Source organism: Corynebacterium sp. LK10 (genome assembly GCF_008042455.1).
Lineage (GTDB): Bacteria > Actinomycetota > Actinomycetes > Mycobacteriales > Mycobacteriaceae > Corynebacterium > Corynebacterium jeikeium_D.
In genome coordinates this window covers 337,135-358,526 of the sequence record NZ_NOVT01000002.1, presented here as the reverse complement: position 1 = coordinate 358,526, position 21,392 = coordinate 337,135, and the positions used below count along the sequence as shown (strand labels likewise).

General features: G+C 59.3%; 13 protein-coding genes. 6 read left to right on the top strand and 7 right to left on the bottom strand.

The window, feature by feature from the left end; genetic code table 11:
* Window positions 1–77 precede the first annotated feature (77 nt).
* Entirely contained in the window at window positions 78–2,219 is a 2,142-nt protein-coding gene (glgX, locus tag CHU70_RS01545) for a glycogen debranching protein GlgX (RefSeq protein ID WP_049193987.1), read from the top strand.
* A gap of 171 nt (window positions 2,220–2,390) precedes the next feature.
* Here glgX and CHU70_RS01540 read toward each other — a convergent pair whose 3' ends face one another.
* On the bottom strand, window positions 2,391–2,633 hold the full coding sequence (locus tag CHU70_RS01540) for a HigA family addiction module antitoxin (protein ID WP_005510305.1): 243 nt from the start codon (window positions 2,631–2,633) through the stop codon (window positions 2,391–2,393).
* Between the two features lie 323 nt (window positions 2,634–2,956).
* Between CHU70_RS01540 and CHU70_RS01535 the strand changes: the two genes are divergently transcribed.
* The 3 genes from CHU70_RS01535 (at window position 2,957) to CHU70_RS01525 (ending at window position 8,332) form a co-directional block, all read left to right on the top strand.
* Window positions 2,957–4,600: an exonuclease domain-containing protein gene (locus tag CHU70_RS01535; protein ID WP_070595599.1), complete on the top strand. Its 1,644-nt coding sequence runs from the start codon at window positions 2,957–2,959 to the stop codon at window positions 4,598–4,600.
* Window positions 4,601–4,713: 113 nt separating this feature from the next.
* Window positions 4,714–7,176 carry a malto-oligosyltrehalose synthase gene (treY, locus tag CHU70_RS01530; protein ID WP_016422970.1) on the top strand — a complete coding sequence of 821 codons (2,463 nt, stop codon included), beginning with the start codon at window positions 4,714–4,716 and terminating at the stop codon, window positions 7,174–7,176.
* Window positions 7,166–8,332, top strand: coding sequence for a GTP pyrophosphokinase family protein (locus CHU70_RS01525; RefSeq protein WP_070566032.1), 1,167 nt, complete (start codon window positions 7,166–7,168; stop codon window positions 8,330–8,332). Before treY ends, CHU70_RS01525 begins: the two co-directional genes overlap by 11 nt.
* Here CHU70_RS01525 and CHU70_RS01520 read toward each other — a convergent pair.
* On the bottom strand, window positions 8,280–8,672 hold the full coding sequence (locus CHU70_RS01520; RefSeq protein WP_083304802.1) for an RNA-binding S4 domain-containing protein: 393 nt from the start codon (window positions 8,670–8,672) through the stop codon (window positions 8,280–8,282). The two genes, CHU70_RS01525 and CHU70_RS01520, sit on opposite strands and share 53 nt — an antisense overlap.
* Window positions 8,673–8,918, bottom strand: coding sequence for a hypothetical protein (locus tag CHU70_RS01515; protein WP_005510313.1), 246 nt, complete (start codon window positions 8,916–8,918; stop codon window positions 8,673–8,675).
* 152 nt (window positions 8,919–9,070) lie between these two features.
* On the opposite strand from CHU70_RS01515, the gene CHU70_RS01510 reads away from it, so the two are divergent.
* Complete coding sequence (locus CHU70_RS01510) at window positions 9,071–9,817, top strand: helix-turn-helix domain-containing protein (protein WP_016422973.1); 747 nt, start codon at window positions 9,071–9,073, stop codon at window positions 9,815–9,817.
* Between the two features lie 6 nt (window positions 9,818–9,823).
* Here the strand turns inward: CHU70_RS01510 and CHU70_RS01505 are convergent, their stop codons facing one another.
* Window positions 9,824–10,525: a YigZ family protein gene (locus CHU70_RS01505; protein WP_370449640.1), complete on the bottom strand. Its 702-nt coding sequence runs from the start codon at window positions 10,523–10,525 to the stop codon at window positions 9,824–9,826.
* A 129-nt stretch (window positions 10,526–10,654) separates the two neighbouring features.
* Between CHU70_RS01505 and treZ the strand changes: the two genes are divergently transcribed.
* Window positions 10,655–12,571 carry a malto-oligosyltrehalose trehalohydrolase gene (gene treZ, locus CHU70_RS01500; RefSeq protein WP_070862936.1) on the top strand — a complete coding sequence of 639 codons (1,917 nt, stop codon included), beginning with the start codon at window positions 10,655–10,657 and terminating at the stop codon, window positions 12,569–12,571.
* On the opposite strand, the gene CHU70_RS01495 is transcribed toward treZ, so the two are convergent.
* The 3 genes from CHU70_RS01495 to dnaE all read right to left on the bottom strand — a co-directional run bounded on the left by CHU70_RS01495 (window position 12,568) and on the right by dnaE (window position 21,264).
* The gene (locus CHU70_RS01495; protein ID WP_070862935.1) at window positions 12,568–16,248 is read right to left on the bottom strand and encodes a hypothetical protein; all 3,681 of its coding nucleotides are present in this window, start codon (window positions 16,246–16,248) and stop codon (window positions 12,568–12,570) included. The genes treZ and CHU70_RS01495 overlap by 4 nt on opposite strands.
* 106 nt (window positions 16,249–16,354) lie before the next feature.
* Entirely contained in the window at window positions 16,355–17,650 is a 1,296-nt protein-coding gene (ilvA, locus tag CHU70_RS01490) for a threonine ammonia-lyase IlvA (RefSeq protein WP_049190440.1), read from the bottom strand.
* A 56-nt stretch (window positions 17,651–17,706) separates the two neighbouring features.
* Window positions 17,707–21,264 carry a DNA polymerase III subunit alpha gene (gene dnaE / locus CHU70_RS01485; RefSeq protein ID WP_016422978.1) on the bottom strand — a complete coding sequence of 1,186 codons (3,558 nt, stop codon included), beginning with the start codon at window positions 21,262–21,264 and terminating at the stop codon, window positions 17,707–17,709.
* Window positions 21,265–21,392: the final 128 nt, after the last annotated feature.

Sequence of the window (21,392 nt, the reverse complement as noted above, 5' to 3'; positions counted from 1 at the left end):
GACAGATGGGACGGATGGCGCGCCCACACGGGACCGAAAACGGCTCATGTTTTTTACAAAACAGTTAAGGTAGTCACATGAACCAAGCAAATACAGTCGGCGATTATCAAGTATGGCCGGGTGAGCCTTACCCGCTCGGATCTACCTACGACGGCGCTGGCACCAACTTTGCACTCTTTTCCGACGTTGCGGAAAAGGTTGAGCTTTGTCTGATTAGCGCCGAAGGCGAAGAAACACGCATTGAGTTGGAAGAAGTCGATGCGCATATCTGGCACTGCTACATCCCGTCTATCATGCCGGGCCAGCGCTACGCCTACCGCGTACACGGCCCATTCGATCCGGCCAACGGTAAGCGTTGCGACCCCAACAAGCTGCTGGTCGACCCATACGCCAAGGCTTTCGACGGCGAATTCGACGGTCACCCATCACTGTTCAACTATGACATTCATGACCACTCGAAGCGCAACACCGAGGACAGCCTGGGACACACCATGACCTCCGTGGTCATCAACCCATTCTTCGACTGGGGCGCTGACCGCGCACCTCGCACGCCGTACAACGAGACCGTGATTTACGAAGCCCACGTCAAGGGTATGACCATGACTCACCCGGATATCCCGGAGGAGCTACGTGGTACCTATGCCGGTCTCGCGCATCCGGCAATTATTGACTACCTCAAGGACCTTGGTGTCACGGCTATCGAACTGATGCCGGTCCACCAGTTCCTCCAGGACGACCACCTGCGCGAAAAGGGGCTGCGCAACTACTGGGGCTACAACACCTTCGGTTTCCTAGCACCACACCAGGACTACTCGGCTTCCCAAAAGCCAGGCGGAGCAGTCAGCGAGTTCAAGGGCATGGTGCGCGCATTTCACGATGCCGGCATTGAGGTCATCCTCGACGTGGTCTACAACCACACCGCCGAGGGCAACCACATGGGCCCAACCATCTGCTTCCGAGGCATCGACAACGAGGCCTACTACCGCCTGGTCGAAGGCGATCGCCAGCACTACATGGACTACACCGGCACCGGTAACTCCCTGAATGTGCGCCACCCACACTCGCTGCAGCTGATTATGGATTCGCTGCGCTACTGGGTCTCCGAGATGCATGTCGACGGCTTCCGCTTCGATTTGGCATCCACCCTGGCTCGAGAATTCCACGATGTGGATCGCCTCTCCGCCTTCTTTGACTTGGTGCAGCAGGATCCGATTGTCAGCCAGGTCAAGCTCATCGCAGAACCGTGGGATGTCGGCGAAGGTGGCTACCAGGTCGGTAACTTCCCACCGCAGTGGACTGAATGGAACGGTAAGTACCGCGACACCATCCGCGACTTCTGGCGCGGTGAGCCATCCACGCTCGGCGAGTTCGCTTCACGTATCACCGGCTCCTCGGACCTGTATGCAAACAATGACCGCCGCCCAACTGCGTCGATTAACTTCGTGACCGCGCATGACGGTTTCACCCTCAACGACTTGGTCAGCTACAACGAGAAGCACAATATGGCCAACGGCGAGGACAACCGCGATGGCGAGTCCCACAACCGTTCGTGGAACTGCGGTGTGGAAGGCCCGACCGACGACGAGCGCATCATTTCGCTGCGCGCCCGCCAGCGTCGTAACTTCCTGACCACTCTCCTGCTGTCCCAGGGCACTCCGATGATTAGCCACGGTGACGAAATGGGACGTGGCCAGAAGGGCAACAACAACGTCTACTGCCAGGACAACCGTTTGGCCTGGGTCGACTGGAATCAGACGCGTACCAACTCTGAACTGGTCGAATACACCCAGTTCCTGACTGAGCTGCGTGCGGAGCACCCAGTCTTCCGACGCCGCCGGTTCCTGCGCGGTGGCCCGCTCGGTGCGGAAACCGACGATCGTGACATTGCCTGGCTGACCTATGAGGGTCGTGTCATGACGACCGATGACTGGAACTTCGACTTCGGCAAGTCGTTGATGGTCTGGCTCAACGGCGATGCCATCACTGAGCCTGATCGCCGAGGTCACAGGATTGAAGATGACTCCTTCCTGCTGTGCTTCAACGCCCACCACGAGGACATCATGTTCCAAATTCCGGGCACCGAATACGCACACAGCTGGGAAGTCATCATCGACACCACAGAGATCACGGGTCGCCCGACCCGCGAGCGCATCGTTGAGCCAGAAGGCGAGCTCCGCGTGCCAGCCCGTTCTACCATCGTGCTGATCGAGCGGCACTAGCCGCATCCGCGTTGGGTGTAGGGGCCCGGGCCTGGGTTGGTTCCTACACAAAATCCCCTGTCGGCGGAAGACTTTTCTTCCACTGACAGGGGATTTTCGGCTCTGAGTTCAACTCAAAACAGGGTTTGGGTCAACACAGCACCGCGGGAGCCGAGCTGGCGTGAAGTCTTCTTACGCAGATGCGCGCATATTGAACTCCGCCTGAGAGTTCAACCAGTACTCCGGCTCGGTGTCAAAGTAGTCGGACAGTCGATTTGCGAGGTCAGTGGTGACCGCAGTGCGGCCGGTGCGAAAGCGCTCCAGAGTTGAGCTTGGCACGCCGATGGCAAGAGCCAGTCGGTAGATAGAGAGGTGTCGCGGCTCGAGGAAATTATCGTTCAAGATAGAACCAGGGTGCACAGGATGCGTGCTCAAAATGTTTACTCCTTATTTCATCGCTTCACTGGCATACGTTGTTTCCGCTTTGCCCTTCGCTTGAGCTCGAAAGCTCGAACGACCAGTTACCGCCGTTCGTCGAAAAGTATAAGGAGCGCCCGCTCAAAATGCATCCGGACATTTAACCCCCCAAAACATGTGGTTTTCAGGGGTACAGACACCCCCACTGTCCGAACGCTCCATAAATATTCCTATTTTTGTGGGCATTTCCACATTGTCGGAAGCCACGTGTACTCGGCGAGAACCGCAGGTACCACAGCCTCTATGGGGCTCAATCCGCCATCGGCGCTACCATCTAGTGCATGACTACGACCACGCCATCCTCCGAGCCCGCCGTCGTCTTCGAGCTCACCGGCGACACGGTGACTATTACCGCAGATGGGCTCCGCCTTACCCACACCATCAACACGGCCAGCACCGCCCCCGCGAAGCCCCTCCCGCTTACCGACGTTGCCGAGGTCGCATCGGCAAGTAAAAACGGTGTCTACACTCCGGCCAACCGCTTTTTCCCCGGCACGGTAGACCTCGGGGTAGCTTTACCAAAGGCCCGTGTGATGCCTCATCGTCAGGCAGCAGCGCAGTTGCTGGCAGACCTCGTGGCGGAGATAGCCAAGAATCCTGAGTTCTACAACTCAGCAGATGCTTTTACTTCCACGTTGATGCCGTGGGTGGCACAGCGCGCGGCGGTCACCGAAGGCGTGAGTGTGGTTGAGGGCGCGGGCGACGTCGTAAAGCACTCTGTGCCTTTTGCACCGCTTCCTACTGGGGATGAGGTTGCGGTGTCAGACATCGCACCGTTTGCGGCGTTCGATGTAGAGACAGCGAACGAAGACACCGGCTCGATTATTCAGCTTGGTGTTGCGGTCGTGCGTGGCGGGAAGGTGACGGATCGTTATTCCTGGATGTGCCGTCCGCCAAAGGGGCTGGAGTATTTTGATGAAGCCAATGTCGCGATTCATGGCATCACAGCGGCGGATGTGGCCGGTGAGCCGTCATTTCCGGAGCAGCTGGCGAAGTTTGTTGACGTCGTTGGGGATTTGGACGTAGTTGCTCACAATGCGCGGTTTGATTTCACAGCCCTGTCGCGGGCGTGCCGGGCGGAAGGCATTCCAGCACCGAAGTTGAATTTTGCGTGTACTTATATGTGGGCTCGGCAGATGCAGTTGGGGCTGCCCAACTTGAAGCTGCCGACATTGGCGGAGGCCGCGGGGACGTCGCTGGAGAATCATCATGATGCGACGGCCGATGCGGTCGCATGTGCTGAGGTAGCGCTGTGGTTGATGGAGCAGCAGCGCGCAACATCGGTGGCTGATTTGAGCCAGAAGGTCTCGCTGAGCTTGGGCCAGATTGGCAGTGGACGAGTGCGGATGGTGCGCTATGACCCGGCTGGTGTCGCCAGCACTGGTGCCGGGACCAACGCGGGAACTGGTGCTGGTGCTGGTGCGCAGTCCGGCAGTTCCGCGCCGTCACGACGGCCGCGTCGCAATGCGAAATGGGATGCGGCCAAGACACCGGACACCATTCCAGACCCGAATCCGGACGCGGATCCAAGCGGCCTGTTGTACCAGCAGCGGGTGACACTGACCGGTGATTTTGCACCGTATGACAAGGGCTTTCTGTGGGACAAGATTGCCTTTGCAGGTGCGAATATCAATAAGGGTGTCACGAAGAAAACGACCATTTTGGTCGCCGGTCCGTGGGATTCGGTGACGTCGAAGGAGAAGAGGGCTCGACAGCTGCAGGCCGAAGGCCAGGAAATCCAGATCTGGACTGAGAAGGAGCTCTTCACCGCACTCGGGCTGAATCCGGAAGAGGATGGCGCGTCCGAAGCGGGAGACACTGCGGAAGGAACACCTAGCGCCAGCACCGGGGACAACTCCAGTGAGTCGGTTCCAATGTTTGGTTCCACTTCCCTGCCGGGCGATGACGGAATGCCACCCTTCTAGGCCACGTTCACGAGAAAAAATTCGCATTCGGACGGCGGGTGCAGACTCTGGGGCTAGCTGCTGCCACAGCGGTCAGGCAGCAGCTTTTCCTGGTGGGCGGTATAAAGGGGAACATGAGTCGCCGACCAATTACGTCCACCTACCGTCTCCAACTCCGTGGCCCCAAGGCCGACCCAAACGGGCGCGCTTTCACGTTCGCTGACGCGGCTGAACAGGTCGGCTACTTGGCAGACCTCGGAATTTCACACCTGTATCTGTCGCCTATCCTCACCGCCGTACCGGAGTCTAACCATGGCTACGATGTCATCGATCCGACGACAGTGAACCCGGAGCTCGGCGGCATGGAAGAGCTGCAGAAGCTCGCGCAGGTGGCGCACAAGGCCGGTCTGGGCATCATTATCGACCTGGTACCGAACCACCTCGGTGTTGAGGAGCCCAAGCTCAATGCCTGGTGGTGGGACGTTCTGACCTATGGCAAGGATTCTCAGTTCGAGCCATACTTCGATATCGACTGGCACGAGGACAACGGTGCCAACGGCAAGATGGGGTTGCCGATTCTGGGATCCCCGGAGGATATCGACAAGCTGGAGCTCGACACCTCTGGCGACGAGCCACTTCTGCGTTACTACGACAACACATTCCCGGTGCGCCCCGGCACCGAGGACGGCACCCCGCAGGAAGTACATGATCGCCAGGCCTATCGCCTGATGTACTGGAAGGACGGGGTCATTGGCTACCGTCGATTCTTCAGCGTCAACGGCCTGGCCGGCATCCGCCAGGAAAACCCGGTGGTATTCGAGCACACACACCGCATCATCCGCGAGCTGCTAGCTGCGGACATCATTGACGGTGTCCGCATTGACCACCCGGATGGCCTCAGCAACCCATTCGGATACCTCAGTGAGCTGCGCCGTCTACTCGGCGATGACAAGTGGCTGGTTATCGAGAAGATTCTGGGTGCCGAAGAGCCACTGGATCCGAGGCTCCAGGTTGACGGCACCACGGGTTACGACGCCCTGCGTGAGTTCGACAATGTCTTCGTCAACCGCGACTCCCGAGACGCCATGAGTATGTTGGCTCTGCAGCAGTCCGGCTCAACCTGGGACAAAACTGCCGTGCAGGCAACTGCGCAGGCTCTCAAACACGATGTCGCAGCGCACGAGTTGGCTGCAGAAGTCCGTCGTCTAGCACGTGCCCTGCGCCGCGATAACTGGTCTATCAGCGGTACCAGCGTCAGCGATGAGGTACTTATCGACACCATCTGCAAGCTGGTCGCTGCCATGCCTGTCTACCGTTCGGACTATGTCTCCCTGTCGCGAGTGGCTTCCACGGTCATTGGTGAAATGGCAGCGCGTTTCCCCTCGCGTGTCTTTGCCCTCGACCTCATTTCGGCAGGTTTGGTAGCCGGTGGTGAGGCCGCCACGCGGTTCGCTCAGGTTTGTGGTGCGGTCATGGCAAAGGGTGTCGAAGACACCACCTTCTACCGTGCCTGCCGCCTGATCAGCCTAAACGAAGTCGGCGGTGATCTCGGTCGCTACGGCATGTCTGCGGCGGAGTTCCACCTGTTGCAGTCGGAACGTGCTCGCCTCTGGCCACGAACCATGACCACGCTGTCCACGCACGACACCAAGCGCGGCGAAGATGTCCGCGCCCGCATTCTCCAGCTCTCCGATGTCTCCGGCGACTGGGCTGAAAATGTCCGCAACTGGATGGCCATCACCCCCGCCCCGGACGATGCCACCGGCTACTTCCTGCTGCAGAACATCATCGGAGTCTGGCCGACCGACGGCGTGATTACCGATGAACTGCGCGAACGCCTCCACGACTACGCCATTAAGGCCATCCGCGAGGCAGATGTGCACACCTCCTGGACGGAGCCGGTCGAGGAGTTCGAACTCGGCATCCGCAGCTGGATTGACGCGCTTCTCGACGGCCCCCTGACCGACTCCATCACAGAGTTCGTCCGCTCCATTGCGCCAGCTGCCCTGACCACGTCACTGTCGCGCAAGCTCCTCCAGCTTGTCGGCCCCGGCATCCCCGATACCTACCAGGGGACGGAGTTCACAGAGGACTCCCTGGTTGATCCTGACAACCGCCGGTTCGTCGACTACGATGCGCGCGTCGCGGCGCTGGATAAGGTTGCTCGCGATGAGGTCACGTCGGTAACTAAGAGTCCAGAGCACCCAGCTGAGCTGCCGGAGGACTTTACGGATGCCGATGCGGACGTCGCAAAGCTGATGGTGACTCACCACGGAGTGAAGCTGCGTGCGGAACGCCCGGAGTCCTTCGTCGGCGGCGCCTACCAGCCAGTATTCGCCGTGGGTGTCGGCGAGCGTCATTTGGTCGGTGCAGCACGTGGACCGAAGGGCGAGCCGGAAGATGTTATCGCGCTGGTGACGCGCCGTCCGCTGGGGCTGCAACGCGAAGGCGGTTGGGGCGACACTACAGTGACACTTCCCAAGGGATTCTGGACCGACCGTTTCACTGGCCATACTTGGTCCGGCACCATCGCCGTGGCTTCTCTGTTCAGCTCCTTCCCAGTAGCACTGCTGGTACGCGAGGACGATGACGACTAATCGAATGAAGGATTCGCTTCCCGACGATTCCCGCGACCAGACCCGCAAGACTCAGTTGGCGGAGGATCGAGAGGTTACACGTGCACTGCAGTCGAAGTACGACTCGTGGGCAACTCGGCACCCCACCGCCGCGCAGGACTTTGTCGATGCGATTAAAGAGATTCTCTCCGATGCCGGTTTGGCCTTTGACAATGTCACGGCGCGGGTGAAGTCTTTCCGCTCATTGCGGCAGAAGGCCCTGCGTCGTGAAGCGGACGGCAACTACGTCTACCCTGACCCGTGGCACGGTATCCACGACATCATCGGTGTGCGTGTAACCACGTACCATTCGACGGAGATTCCCGCGATCATGGATGCGCTGGGAGATTCGCTGACTGTGCTGCGTAGGATTGACAAAACCGCGGAGACACGAATCAGCGGCCGGTTGGGATACGGCTCCCAGCACTTGATCTGCAAGGTGTCGACGGCGGCGCCGTCAGAGCTAGCTCCATATGCGGATATGCAGTTTGAGGTGCAACTGCGCACTGTGCTGCAGCATGCGTGGGCGGAATTTGAGCACGATATTCGCTATAAGGCCCCTGAGGGAGCGACAGACCCGCGGATTGATCGAGCTTTTGCGCTGGCCGCTGGCCTTATTGAGCTCGCGGATCAGCAGTTCGACCAAGTCGTTGCCGTGCTGGAGGAATCCACGCCGGACGATTCCGCGCAGGGAGAGGGCAAACAGCCCTCAGCTCCGGCAAAGACCACAGCCGATGACATTGTGGTGACTGAGGAAACCCTACCCGGCGTGCTGACGATGCTGCTTCCAGATGCGCCCCGATCGAAATCAGAGCATTACGGCTGGGCAGAAGAACTGCTGGAGCGCAATGGCATCCGCACTGTCGGGCAGCTGCGAGAGCTACTTAATCCGCAGCGCCTCAGCGCGGTAAGCAAGGCCATGAAGTACCGCTTTAACCCAGGTCATGTGCGTGTTATCGATGACCTATTACTAGCGGCTCGCGGTGAAAAGCACATCAAGGCCACTGCGGATACCAGCCATAACCCGAAGCGTCGACCAGCCCGTTTGCGCGCACGGTTGCAGCAACTAGCGGAGGCCGGGATGCCTATGAGCGACGTCCCCGAAGACGATCGAGCTGACGGCGATCGCGCTTCGTAGGCCGCCCGGCACCGCGGTCGCGCGTCGGCATCGATGCGAGAATCTCCTTCGGAGGCGGTGGCGGAGAGTGGTCGATATAGCACTGCCTGGCCACCGGAGCTCCGACCCGCTTCTTCACCGTCTTGGTGACCTCAACAATGTGTTCGCGGTGGTTTGCCCACAGTCGCACTCTGTCCCCGGGGACGACCAGAACTGAGGGTTTCACGGCTTCGCCGTTGACTTTGACGTGGCCGCCACGGCACGCATCTGCGGCCAATGAGCGAGTTTTCAGCAACCTGACCGCCCAAATCCAGGCATCGATACGCACTGGTTCGGTAGACAATTGCTGCTGAGCAGGCATTTACTGCGGATCCTTGTAGTTCACAATCCGCTGAACCTTTTGCCAATTGAGAAAACCACCGACCAGGCCGACTACTGCCAGGATGAGGAATAGGGACATGCTTCCGGCTAGAAGTCCGAGCACTGCACCGCCGACGACACCGCTGCCTGCCCACACAACGGCATTGCGGGAGTACTTTCGCACCGCGTTCTTACGGAGCTCAATGGGGTTCTGAGGTTGGGGCTGAAGATAGCTCATGGAGTACATATTAGAGCGTTCTGGTCGCCCTGACGCATCGCATAGGTCGATAGGGCGTACAATTCGGGAAAAATTTCTACAGCTATAGCAAACCTGCTAGATATTCCTATTTGGGTAGGTAATTAACACAATGGCGTAGGTTGATTGCTAGTGTTAGTCCTATGACAGAAACTGTCCGCCCCCGCCACCGCATGGTCGACCGCGTTGCGGCGATCCTCGAACTCGTTGCGCGCTCTAACGAAGGTCTAACCCTCACTGACATCGCCCACACGCTGAACTATCCGCTCAGTACCACGCAGGGCCTTGTCAACGGTCTGACTGTGACAGGTTACCTTGACGAGTCCAACAAGCGTTACACGCTCGGCATGGCGCCGTTTCTGCTCAATGTCATGGCCGGTCGTCGCATGGTCAACGTTCCGACGGCTGAGCTCGAGGCGATTCACAACGAAACTGGCTTGATTACCGTGCTGGCACTGCCGGTTGGTGGCAAGCTTTTCTACCTCAAAACCGTCGGTGAATCCATGCGCTACCAGTACCTGACGGAGAACTTCCTGCCGCGCTCGCTGTTGCGCACCTCTGCAGGTTGGGTTTTGATGAGTCGGTTTGAAAAGCGCGAACTGTGGTCCTACCTGAACTCCGCGCGGCCGGAAGACCAGGTCTATGTGGATGATTTCCTCCGCCAGGCCGGGGAAATCGCAGAGACCGGCGTCTGTGCTGCCCCGGGTATTGCCGAAGGCGGTGGCGTTGACGGTGTCTCTATCGCAGTGGAGGAAGACGGTGCTACTGTCGCGGCAGTCTGCGTTTTCGGTCGGCCAGAAAAGATTGCGGAAAATAAGGACGAACTGGTGGAAATTCTCAAGCGCCATCGCGGCGCACACAACGGCGAGGAATCCCCGAACCAGGGTTAGCGGCTGTTAAGCGCGCAGCTCCCACCAGATTTCGCCACCGTCCGTAGACGGCTCGCTAGCTCCCTTAGTCAGCGCCTGCATTTCGCCGTCAAGCTGGGCAATCCCATCGGCAGTCACCGCGATGGAAAACTCCACGTTCTGGCCCCACCGCGTTTCCACGATCTCATAACCACGAGCACGCAATTCCGCTTCGATGCGACCGGCATCTGCGGCGGAGACACTCACTACTCTCAAGGCTCTTTGCACGCGCCGCATGCGCGTGACTTTTTCTAGACACTCTGAGACCGAATCCGAATAGGCCCTCACAAGCCCACCCGTGCCTAATTTGATGCCGCCAAAATAGCGGATCACTACGGCGGTGACATTCGTCATTCCAGAGCCCTGGAGCACATCGAGCATTGGGCGCCCTGCCGTGCCGCCAGGTTCACCGTCATCTGAGGATCGCTCCACCCGATTCCCTCCGACGACCTCATGAATGTATGCGCTGCAGTGGTGGCGAGCATCCGGGTACTCCGCCTTGGCCAAATTGATGACCTCTCGGGCGCTGTCTTCGTCGTCAGCACGCGCGATCCACGTGATGAAGCGAGATTTCTTAATCTCGATTTCATTCGTGACGATGTCACCGCCGGCGGGGACAATCAGCTCGATGTCGCGCTGCTTCTGCGTCGCTTCGGTCGAAGTGGATGGCTCGGTGGTCATAGTGTCCATTGTTGCGTATGGGCTTCGTGCACACCCAATCACCGTCGCTCGCTACTATCTCGACTTCACCTTGGACTCACCTCAAATACGCGGTGTTCGAAAACGGTTCCCCTGTGCCAATCCGCTGACTGACCTACCATGGTGCCCATGAGCAACTACCGAGTCTGGGCCCCGTACGCTTCCGAAGTCCGTCTGCTGTTGGGCAATCCTGACGCGCCAGCGATTTTTGATATGCATCCAATCGCTGACGCCACCGATGGCTACGGCGCCAACTCTGGTTGGTTTGAAGCTGATGTGGCTCGTACACCGGGGGATCGCTACGCATTTTCGCTGCGGGCACATGCGGGATTCGGCGCGCCTGACGACGAATCGGGGGACGGCTCCTCCCCTGCTGTCGGTGACTGGACAATACCGCTGCCAGATCCGCGTTCCCAGTCGCAGCCGGATGGTCCGCATGGTTTCTCCGAGGTCGTTGACCTGGGTGCCTATAAGTGGAAGGACTCGGCCTGGTCGGGCCGGATTCTGCCAGGAGGTCTGATTTATGAGCTGCATGTGGGCACCTTCAGCGATTCTGGTGATTTCGAAGGTTTGGTGGAACATCTAGACCATCTGATTGAGCTGGAGGTAACACATATTGAGCTGATGCCAGTGCAGCCTTTCGGTGGTGACCGTAATTGGGGCTATGACGGTGTGTCCTGGCACAGCGTGCACGAGGGCTACGGTGGCCCGCGGGGTCTACAGAAGCTGATTGATACGTGTCACCGAAAGGGTTTGGCTGTCATCTTGGATGTGGTCTTTAACCACTTTGGTCCAGACGGCAACTATGTGGGATTTTTCGGCCCCTACACCGCTGGTGGTTCGACGGGTTGGGGTGAGGTTGTCAATCTCACTGGCGACAACTCTGATGAGGTGCGTGCGTATATTTTGGATGCAGTGCGCCAATGGCTGGTGGATTACCACGTCGACGGTCTTCGTCTGGACGCGGTCCATGCCCTGCATGACGAGGGGGCATTCCACATTCTGGAGCAGATGCAGGTTGTCGCAGACACTGTCGCAGCCGAGACTGGTATTCCGCGTTCTTTGATTGCAGAGTCCGACCAGAATGATCCGCGTTTGGTCCGCCCGCGCGCTGCAGGTGGCTTTGGCCTCAACGCTCAGTGGGATGATGACGTCCACCATGCACTGCACACGCTGGTCTCTGGCGAGGACCACGCCTACTACTCAGACTTTGGGTCGGTGGAAGCGCTAGCTAGTGCTTTGGAAACTGGCTTCTGGCATACGGGCACAATGTCGACGTTCCGTGGTCGCACTCATGGTCGTCTCTTCGACCTGTCTGTACAGCCCATGCATGCTTTCGTAACGTACACGACCACACATGATCAAACGGGAAACCGCGCTGTCGGTGACCGTCCGTCGATGAACCTCACTCCGGCGCAGCAGGTTTTAAAGGCAGCAGTTATCGCCTGCAGTCCTTTCACCCCGATGCTCTTCCAAGGTGAGGAATGGGGCGCCTCTACCCCGTTTGCTTTCTTCTGTTCCCATGAAGATCCGGAGCTGCAACGGCTCACGCGCGAGGGACGCCTACGTGAGTTTGCCCGTGCCGGGTGGGATCCGAAGGAGGTATCCGACCCATCGGATCCAGAGACCTTCCACCACTCGAAGCTCAATTGGCAGGAGGTCTCGGAGGGCTCGCACGCCACTATTCTGGCGGCCTACCGCGATCTCTTCGCGCTGCGGAAGTCCCACCCGTCGCTTCGCACTCCCTGGTCGGCATCTGTGGTGACTGAGTATGACGAGGACAATCGTTGCCTCGTCGTTGTGCGCAGCCAGGATGAGCGCGAAATGGGTGCCCGAAACTCGGATGCCTTTGAAACTGTCGCTTTGGTGGCGAATTTCTCCGACGCCGAAACCAGCGTCAGCCTGGATTCCGAGTTCGGTTCCGCCCACCTGCTGCACACTTTTGAAGACGCAGCAGCCAGCATCGTCAATGACGAAGCTGCCGGTCCCGAAATCTCGCTTCCAGCGTGGGGCTACGCTGTCGTCTCGCTCAGCTAGTCAGCCGGATTTTCAGCCTCGGTGTCGGACTCTTCCTCATCCGCTGCACCCGACTCGGGTGCTGGCCACGGCAACTCGGTGACATCACCGTGGAGGACGTGAGCCACCAACGCGTCTGCGATGAGAATATCGCTCATCACCAACGTCGGAACCAGGTCCGCCAGCTGAGCCCACATCGGAATCAGCTCACGGACAGCGGCGACACTGGCATCAGAGTTCTCAGCCTGAGTACGAGCCAATACGCGGGCAGCCACTGCAATAAGCAGTGACGTTCCCGGCACCAGAGTCCAGTGCAGCGAAGGATCATCCGCATCGATGCCGTCGAGCTTGTGGAAGCGCACATTGACCGCCTTGCGCAGTCGTGGAGACGCCTTCGATACCGTCTTAAACAACACCCGAGAGGCGGCGGCAAGCTGGGTCATGACACCGGATTCCACAATCTCAGCACGATTGCGTACCACTTCGTAGATTGCGGTGAAGCGAGCGTCATCGTCGGTCAGCGGACCCGGGACCATGCGGTAAGGATCAAAGACCTGCGACAGAATAGCGCTGGCCTGTGCTTCCGGCAGCGAGGTAATCTGCACCGAGCTCTGGTCGATAGTAGCGGACTCCAGGGTGGTGTCCTGGCCGCTGGCAGCAATGTCCAGCAGTCCCTGGCCACCAGTTGTGCGCAGGTAATCCAGCTGACGAGAACGGTCCACGCTCTCATCAGTGAGATCCGCCAATGCTGCCAATGCACCGAGCCACGGCACACGGCGACGCCCCGGCACTGGCTTAGTAGCGCTGAAGTCTCCCAGCACGAGTCCGGAGGCGATAAACATACCCGGCTGATCGTCGAGCGCGATGACTGAACGGTTCAACGCTGCCAGACCGGCGCGTGGTTCGGCACACAAGATCGCACCCAACCTAGGTGCGGCCAGCAGCGGATTCGCCTGCACCATGTCGGTTGCACGACCAGCCCGCAAGGTCGCCAGTAGTGTCCACAAACGTGCGAGCTGATCCTGATTTAGCTCGCCCCACAGTTCCTGCGCGCGAGCAACGGGATCGGTGTCCTCGCCATCGAGGTCGATAGCCTCTGCATCATCGACATGATTCAGAATGGTCGACCCGGCCGCCGGCCACTGCGGGTGGCGTTCCTTTTCCACACCGAGAGTCACCTGCGCGACAAATGGGCCAAGGCCGCGGAGTTCGGCGGGAAGCTCGCATTCGCCCTCTACGACTTCCAGGGCGACGGGTTCGCGCCACGGCTGACCGGCGGCCCAGAGCCACAGGGTCATCGGCAAGTGCGAAACGTCGTCAGCGACATCAACCTCGATGATGTCAGTGGCTTCATCGTTGAAGGCAATCTGGCGGATGGCATCGCGGGAGGAAGCCTCCACCAGTGGTACAGACAGGCGCTTCCGTCCCGTCACACGTGTCCAGTCCAAACTGATGCGCAGGGCCTTCAGCAGGGAGATACGGTCGGCAAACTTGCCGAACTCCGCGTAGCCAGTATCGCCGAAACGCTTGATGGGGACGCGACAGATGTCGCGCTCACCGCTGGAAACTGCAACATGCGCATGGCGCAACTCGCCCGGGGCATTGACGACAATCTTGCCGAAGGCATCGACACGCTTCGGGCGGGTGACCAATGTAGTGGTGCGGCGGGCGACGGATTCGTCGGCAAGCGAAACCTCAAACTGCAGCGTGCCTGGCGTGACCTGCAACTGCAGCCATGCGCCCTCCTCGGTGGAAAGCTCGACGGTGCCTGTGACTTCGTCCGCCCCGAGGCGCACGATAGCGGGCTCGGCGTCAAGCGGCTTGTCACCGGAAACAACGCGGATGTCGGCGGGGCTCAGCCCGTCGATGGTTGGGATGCGGAAGCCGTCTCCACCACCGCTGTAAGTAATCGTGAGGTCTGCCTGCTCCGCAATGGCGAAGTGCTTCTGGAAGCTGCGGCCACGCGGATTGACCAGACGAACCACGAACTCGCCGACCCACGGGTAATCGTCATCGGTAAGGATCTCAACCTCGCCACCCGCGGCGGGTACCTCGAGGTCATAGACCATGACGGAATCCGTGGTAAACGCACCATATCCACCAAAATCGGTGACGATCGCGCGCCAGGACTCGTCCTTACCGGACAGCGTCGGCGGGAACACAGCGACCGGACCACCGGCGTAAACCGGGGTGCCGTAGGCAGACACCGTGCCGTCGAGACGCGCGTGGGGCATGGTCATTCGCGGTTGACGCTGCGGGGATGCCGACCGAACCTCGCCGGCCGCCCCGGACCGACGAACCTGAACTGCATGAACATCGCGGAGATCGATCTCAGCGACTTGCCACAACTCCCAGTTAAATGGGCGCGGGTCCGATAGCAATGGCACCTCAGCGCCTGTGACGGGGTCAACGAGTGTGGCATCAACCGGGTAGACCACCGTAGCGGACGTCGAGTGTAGCGAGACCTTGTCTGTGACTGACTGACCGTCGGCACCGAAAATGAGAATTGGGTCCTCAGTGCTAATCGCGGGGACTCGCCAGTGCTTCTCATCGCCGATTTCCACCAGCACATCGCGCACCGGCTCATCGATGGTCACCACTGGACGCGGCAGCGAATCCTGCAGGCCCACCACCGGCGTCGTTGCTACCGTGCCGCCGAAGGTGACACGCCAGGTCCGTCCCGCCGGATCCAGCGGCGTCGGTAGCTGTACGCCAACGGTCTGCGTCAGCTCATCGAAGTACAGCTGCGGGCGGCCGGTCGTTGCCACCACGCCCACGGCTTCACGACGATTCGCAGTACCCGCCGGACGCATACGCAGCTCTTCACGCGCAGCGGTCACCAGAATAGGCGGCAGCCCCGCATCGAGCTGGCCGAGTTCTTCCCGAGCCTCCCAGTTGGCCGGATCAGCGGCAGTGGCAATGGCATAGCCGAGGGTTGCCTTAAACAACTTGTGCGCCTGACGAGGTGCCGTCCTGGCCAACTGACGCAGCGCCAGCGGGTAGACACCATCTTCCGCCTCTGCGATTTCGGTCAGCAGCTCCTCGAGCAGCGGATGAACCTTCGACAGCGCCTGTACCAGGTCATTTGATGAAGGGTCGGATAGCTCCGCTACCCCCGCGAGCTCCTCACAGCGCTCGATAATCAGTGGCATCACCGATAGCTGCACACCCGCGTGCAGCAAAAGCACCTGCGCTGCCCGCTGCAGCGGATCCGCGTCGGCTTGGTTGCTGTCGACGTCGTTAGGCAAACCAGCGTTGGCCAGCATTGTCGGCACTGCGGCGGCGAGGTGCTCGATGAGCGCGCCGGTAGTGTCAGCGTCTGGATTCAGCTGCAGAGCGGCTGGCCAGTCCAGCCACATTTCGCTTGCCGACGCAACACGCGCGGCGCGTCCTACCAGCGAGGCAAGGGTGACCAGCGGGTGATTGTCAACGACACTCTTCGCAGCTTCAATATCGGCAGCAGTACCACCCGCCAGATGATGGGCCAGGAGCGTTCCCAGGAAGCGGTCGATACGCTCAACCTCGTCCATCGCCAGCCCTGACCAGACAAACAGTGGCTCAACTTTGGCCTGTGTGGCGGATTCCAGCAGACCCGGAATCCGGGTGGCCAGGTCCTGCTCTGCGGCAGCCAGCCACATTTCGACAATCACGGTATTTTCCACTCGGACACCCTGGTCGACACTGCTTGCCCCAGTCATAGTGGGTGGACGCTCCCCTTCGCTACAAAGCTTGCTCGAAAAGATTCATTTAATTAACGGAGCTGGGAGGACTTCCTCGGAGGTTTCCCAGCTGGACCCAGCAAGTCTAGGTCAAAAAGTCATACTCTGGTGTGCCGGGTACCAGTCGGCGGCACTTCAGCGGCGAGGCATCCATGCGTGCCAGCAATTCCTCGAGGTCAGAGGCACGACGTAGCTCAATACCGACAAGAGCCGCGCCAGTTTCGCGGTTGTTGCGTTTGAGGTACTCGAACTGCGAGATGTCGTCATCCGGGCCGAGAACATCGCTGAGGAACATGCGGAGCTGGCCGGGCTTCTGCGGGAAGTTGACCAGGAAGTAGTGCTTGAGGCCGCGGTAGACCAGCGAGCGCTCCATGATCTCGGCATAGCGCAGCACGTCGTTATTACCGCCCGAGATGATGCAGACAACAACCTCGTCCGGTTCAAACTGCATCTGCTCCAGAGCTGCCACAGACAGCGCACCGGCCGGCTCAGCGATGATCCCTTCGTTCTGATAGAGATCCAGCTGCGCCTCACAGACCGCGCCCTCCGGCGCAATCATCGGATGAACGCGGTTGCGGTTGGCCTCCAGGATGTGCCATGGCAGGTCACCGAAACGGGCCACCGCGGCGCCATCGACGAACGGATCGGTGTGCCCCAGCGTAATCGGGCCATTGTTCTCCAGGGCTGCGCGCATGCAGGCCGCACCCGCAGGTTCCACACCCATGACCTGGGTGTTCGGCGACATATCCGACAGGTAAGAGGTGACACCGCTGAGCAGACCACCGCCACCGACCGGTACGCAGATGGTATCCAGAGTCAACCCCTGGCCGGAGAGCTGCGCAATAATTTCAGCTGCGACAGTGCCTTGTCCGACAATGGTGTTGAAGGAGTCGAATGGCTCCACCATGGTGGCACCAGTGCGCTGTGCGTCAGCACGCGCCGCAGCGGCGGCCTCATCGAAGGAGTCCCCGACAACGACAATCTCAACGGCATCGCGGCCGTGGTAAGCGATACGGTCGCGCTTCTGCTTCGGCGTGGCATTGGGCACATAGATGCGCCCCTTAATACCCAGCTGGCGGCAGGCATATGCCACGCCTTGAGCGTGGTTTCCTGCAGATGCCGCAACGACGCCTGCTGCTCGCTCTTCGTCGGTAACCTGAACCATGGCGTTGTAGGCACCGCGAATCTTGTACGAGCGCACGTCCTGGAGGTCTTCCCGCTTGAGGAATACCTTTGCACCGGTGATTTCGGAAAGACGTGGGCTGAACTGCAGCGGAGTGGCCGCAATAACCGAAGAAATTCGTGCCTGCGCAATCTGAATATCGGCCGCGTGAACAAGTCGGCGTTCGGTCTGGGAAGCAGGCACAGAATTCTCACTCATGAGCTATGACTCTACTCGGTCATACAACCGGTTGCGACAATCAGGGCCACGATAAGCTACCCCAAAATGCTGGCCCCAATCGTCGCCTTCAGATCACCAATCAAGCTGGCGTCCCGGTCGACCCGCAAGTGCTCGCCGAGAACCAAAGTGGTGTGGGAATCGCCGTCGACAAGCTTGAGGTAAACGTCGGAGTCGCCTGGGTTGTCCAGCAGTACGGACTTCAGCTTGGCAATCATCTCCGGAGTGCACTGATCAGTGCGCATGGTCAGACGCAGCGGCGCCGAAGTGGAGCCATTGCGACCAAGGTCCGGCAGCTTCAGGTCATCACAGACCACACTCATGCGGTCATCGCGGTACTGAACGCGGGCACGAATAAGCACGATGGCGTCTTCAGCAATGCTGGTGGCAATCATCGCGTAGGTTCTCGCAAAAGCCATAACTTCCACGCGCGCACCGTTGTGGTCCTCAATACCGATAATCGCCCAGGGCTGACCGTTCTTATTCACGCGACGGTCAACGCTAGAGACAATGCCACCAATAGTGATTTCGGTGTTGTTAGCGACTTCCCCACCGACGACCGTGGTCAAAGCGGTATCGGTCTGCGCGGCCAGCGATTCTTCGAACCCATCGAGTGGATGACCGGAGACATAGAGGCCCAGCATTTCTCGTTCCAGGGTCAGCTCGTGCTTGCGATCCCACTTTTCATCCGGCACACGGATTTCAAAGATGCTCTCCGATCCGGTGTCCTCTTCCCCACCGAAGCCCGCAAACAGGTCGAACTGTCCCTTGTCTGCAGCCTTCTTGGTCGACAGCACCGAGTCAATGGCTTCTTCATGAATGAGCGCAAGGCCCTTTCGTGGGTGCCCCAGCGAGTCGAAAGCGCCGGCCTTAATCAGCGACTCGGTGATGCGCTTGTTACACGGCAGCGTCTCAATCTTGTCCAGATAGTCCGAGAACGACGTGAACTTGCCCTTCTCCTCGCGCGTCTTCACAATCGACGCGACCACATCATGGCCGACGTTGCGGATAGCGCCGAGGCCGAAGCGAATATCCTCACCGACCGGCTCGAAGTCCATACCCGACTCATTGACATCCGGCGGCAGCACCTTAATGCCAAGGTGGCGACAGTCCGACAGATAAATAGCCAGCTTGTTCTTATCATCCGCCACCGAGGTCAACAGCGCCGCCATGTACTCAGCGGTGTAGTTGGCCTTCAGATACGCGGTCCAGTAGGACACCAGGCCGTAGCCCGCCGCGTGAGACTTGTTAAACGCGTACGAGGCGAAGGGCAGAATAATATCCCACAGCTTCTGGACAGCATCCTTGGAGAAACCATTCTCCAACATGCCGCCTTCGAAGTTCACGAACTCCTTGGCCAGCACCTCGGGCTTCTTCTTACCCATGGCCTTACGGAAACCATCTGCTTGGCCCGCGGTGTAATTCGCCAGCTTCTGCGAGATCTTCATGATCTGCTCCTGGTACACGATCAGGCCGTGTGTTTCTTCCAGGATTTCTTTCAGCTGCTCATCCAGTTCCGCGTGGATGGCGTTATAAGGCTTGCGACCATTCTTAATATCCGCGTAGTCAAAGTGCGCGTTCACACCCATCGGCCCCGGACGGTACAGCGCCAGCGATGCCACGATGTCGTCGAAGCCCGTTGGCTGCATGCGTTTGAGCAGCTCACGCATTCCGCCACCATCGAGCTGGAACACACCGAGGGTGTCACCGCGCGACAGCAGCTCATAGACCTTCGGATCATCGGTCTGAAGGTCATCGAGCAGAACTGTCTCGCCTCGGTTGGACTTGATGTGCTCAATACAGTCACCGATAACCGTCAGGTTTCGAAGACCCAGGAAGTCCATCTTCAACAGACCGATGGCCTCACACGCCGGATAGTCCCAGCCAGTGATAATCGCGCCGTCAGCCTGTCGCTTCCACATCGGGATGTGATCCAAGAGTGGCACCGACGCCATCACCACGGCACAAGCGTGCACGCCGGTCTGCCTAACGACGCCCTCGAGACCACGGGCTGTCTCGTAAATTCGAGCCACATCCGGGTCGGTTTCAATAAGCTGACGAACCTCGGCGGCCTCGCCGTAGCGTGGGTGCTCCGGGTCGACGATGCCGCTCAGCGGAATGTCCTTAGCCATAATCGCAGGTGGCAGCGCCTTAGTAATGCGGTCTGCAATCTGGTAACCCGGCTGACCGAACTGCACACGCGCCGAGTCCTTCAGAGCCTGCTTGGTCTTCACCGTACCGAAGGTGACCACCTGCGCCACCTTGTCTTCGCCCCAGCGATCTGCCGCGTAGCGAATCATTTCATCGCGGCGGCGGTCGTCGAAGTCGATATCGATATCCGGCGCGGACGGACGCTCTGGGTTCAGGAATCGCTCGAAGAGAAGACCGTGCTCAATCGGGTCGATATTGGTAATCCACGTCGCGTACGCAACCAGGGAACCGGCAGCGGAACCACGCCCCGGACCGACCTTGATGCCCACCTCACGGGCATGGCGGATCAACTCCGCAACGATAAGGAAGTACGACGGGTAGCCCTTACCGTCAATAACCTCAATTTCGTACTCCGCGCGCCGGATGTACTCCTCCGGTACCTCGCGCCCTTCAAAGCGCTTGCGCAGCCCCTCCATCACGTTGTGATGCAGCCATGTCGTCGGCGTCTCCCCTTCCGGAACGTCCGCCTTCGGCATGCGATCGTGCGGGTGCTCTTCCCACAGCTCGTCGTAGTCCTCAACGCGCTCTGCGATGAGCAGCGTGTTATCGCAGGCACCCGGGACTAGGTGATCCCAGGTCGCGCGCATTTCTTCGGCGGACTTAATAAAGTAGCCGTCACCGTCGAACTTAAAACGGTCCGGGTCATTGAGCGTCTTACCCGTCTGCACACAGAGCATGGCCTCGTGAGCCTTGGCCTGGTCACGGGTGACATAGTGACAGTCATTCGTAACCAGTGGCGGCAGGTTCAGCTTCCGGCCAATCTCCAGTAACTCACTTCGCACACGGGTCTCAATATCCAGCCCGTGATCCATCAGCTCAAGGAAGTAGTTTTCCTTGCCGTAGATGTCCTGCCACATTCCGGCGGCCTGCAGAGCCTCGTCGAACTGCCCCAGACGCAGACGCGTCTGCACATCACCCGACGGGCAACCAGTGGTCGCGATAATGCCCTCGGCGCGTTCCGCCACCAACTCGGCATCCATACGCGGGTACTTACTAATCTGCCCCTCATACGACGCCATCGACGACAGGTAGAACAGGTTCCGCAGACCCTGCGCATTCGCAGCCAACATGGTCTGGTGCAAGTAGGAACCGCGACCCGAGACGTCATCTCGACGCTGATGCGGCTCACCCCACTGAATGCGCTTTTTATTAAAACGGCTCTCCGGCGCCATATATGCCTCAATGCCGATGATTGGCTTGATGCCCTTGGACTTCATCTGCCGATAGAACGCATTCGAGCCAAACATATTGCCGTGGTCGGTGACACCGACCGCAGGCATTCCCTGTCGCGCAACCTCGTCGGCAAGCAAATCAATCTTCGCCATACCGTCGAGCATGGAGTACTCGGTGTGATTGTGGAGGTGCACGAAGGAGGAGTTAGCCATGAGTCCAGATTGTAGACAATCCCCCGGATTGAACACGATTCCATCGAACACCCAAAATGAAGCAGCCCCTTATGCCTGCACAGTTATAGCTAAAGACGTGTGCAACATCACTCTTACTTTTCCTTTAC

Bases quoted from the DNA above. Each gene is read 5' to 3' on its own strand.
- glgX (WP_049193987.1), top strand. From the start codon at position 78: ATGAACCAAGCAAATACAGTCGGCGATTATCAAGTATGGCCGGGTGAG.
- CHU70_RS01535 (WP_070595599.1), top strand. From the start codon at position 2,957: ATGACTACGACCACGCCATCCTCCGAGCCCGCCGTCGTCTTCGAGCTC.
- treY (WP_016422970.1), top strand. From the start codon at position 4,714: ATGAGTCGCCGACCAATTACGTCCACCTACCGTCTCCAACTCCGTGGC.
- CHU70_RS01525 (WP_070566032.1), top strand. From the start codon at position 7,166: ATGACGACTAATCGAATGAAGGATTCGCTTCCCGACGATTCCCGCGAC.
- CHU70_RS01520 (WP_083304802.1), bottom strand. From the start codon at position 8,672: ATGCCTGCTCAGCAGCAATTGTCTACCGAACCAGTGCGTATCGATGCC.
- CHU70_RS01515 (WP_005510313.1), bottom strand. From the start codon at position 8,918: ATGTACTCCATGAGCTATCTTCAGCCCCAACCTCAGAACCCCATTGAG.
- CHU70_RS01510 (WP_016422973.1), top strand. From the start codon at position 9,071: ATGACAGAAACTGTCCGCCCCCGCCACCGCATGGTCGACCGCGTTGCG.
- CHU70_RS01505 (WP_370449640.1), bottom strand. From the start codon at position 10,525: ATGGACACTATGACCACCGAGCCATCCACTTCGACCGAAGCGACGCAG.
- treZ (WP_070862936.1), top strand. From the start codon at position 10,655: ATGGTGCCCATGAGCAACTACCGAGTCTGGGCCCCGTACGCTTCCGAA.
- CHU70_RS01495 (WP_070862935.1), bottom strand. From the start codon at position 16,248: ATGACTGGGGCAAGCAGTGTCGACCAGGGTGTCCGAGTGGAAAATACC.
- ilvA (WP_049190440.1), bottom strand. From the start codon at position 17,650: ATGAGTGAGAATTCTGTGCCTGCTTCCCAGACCGAACGCCGACTTGTT.
- dnaE (WP_016422978.1), bottom strand. From the start codon at position 21,264: ATGGCTAACTCCTCCTTCGTGCACCTCCACAATCACACCGAGTACTCC.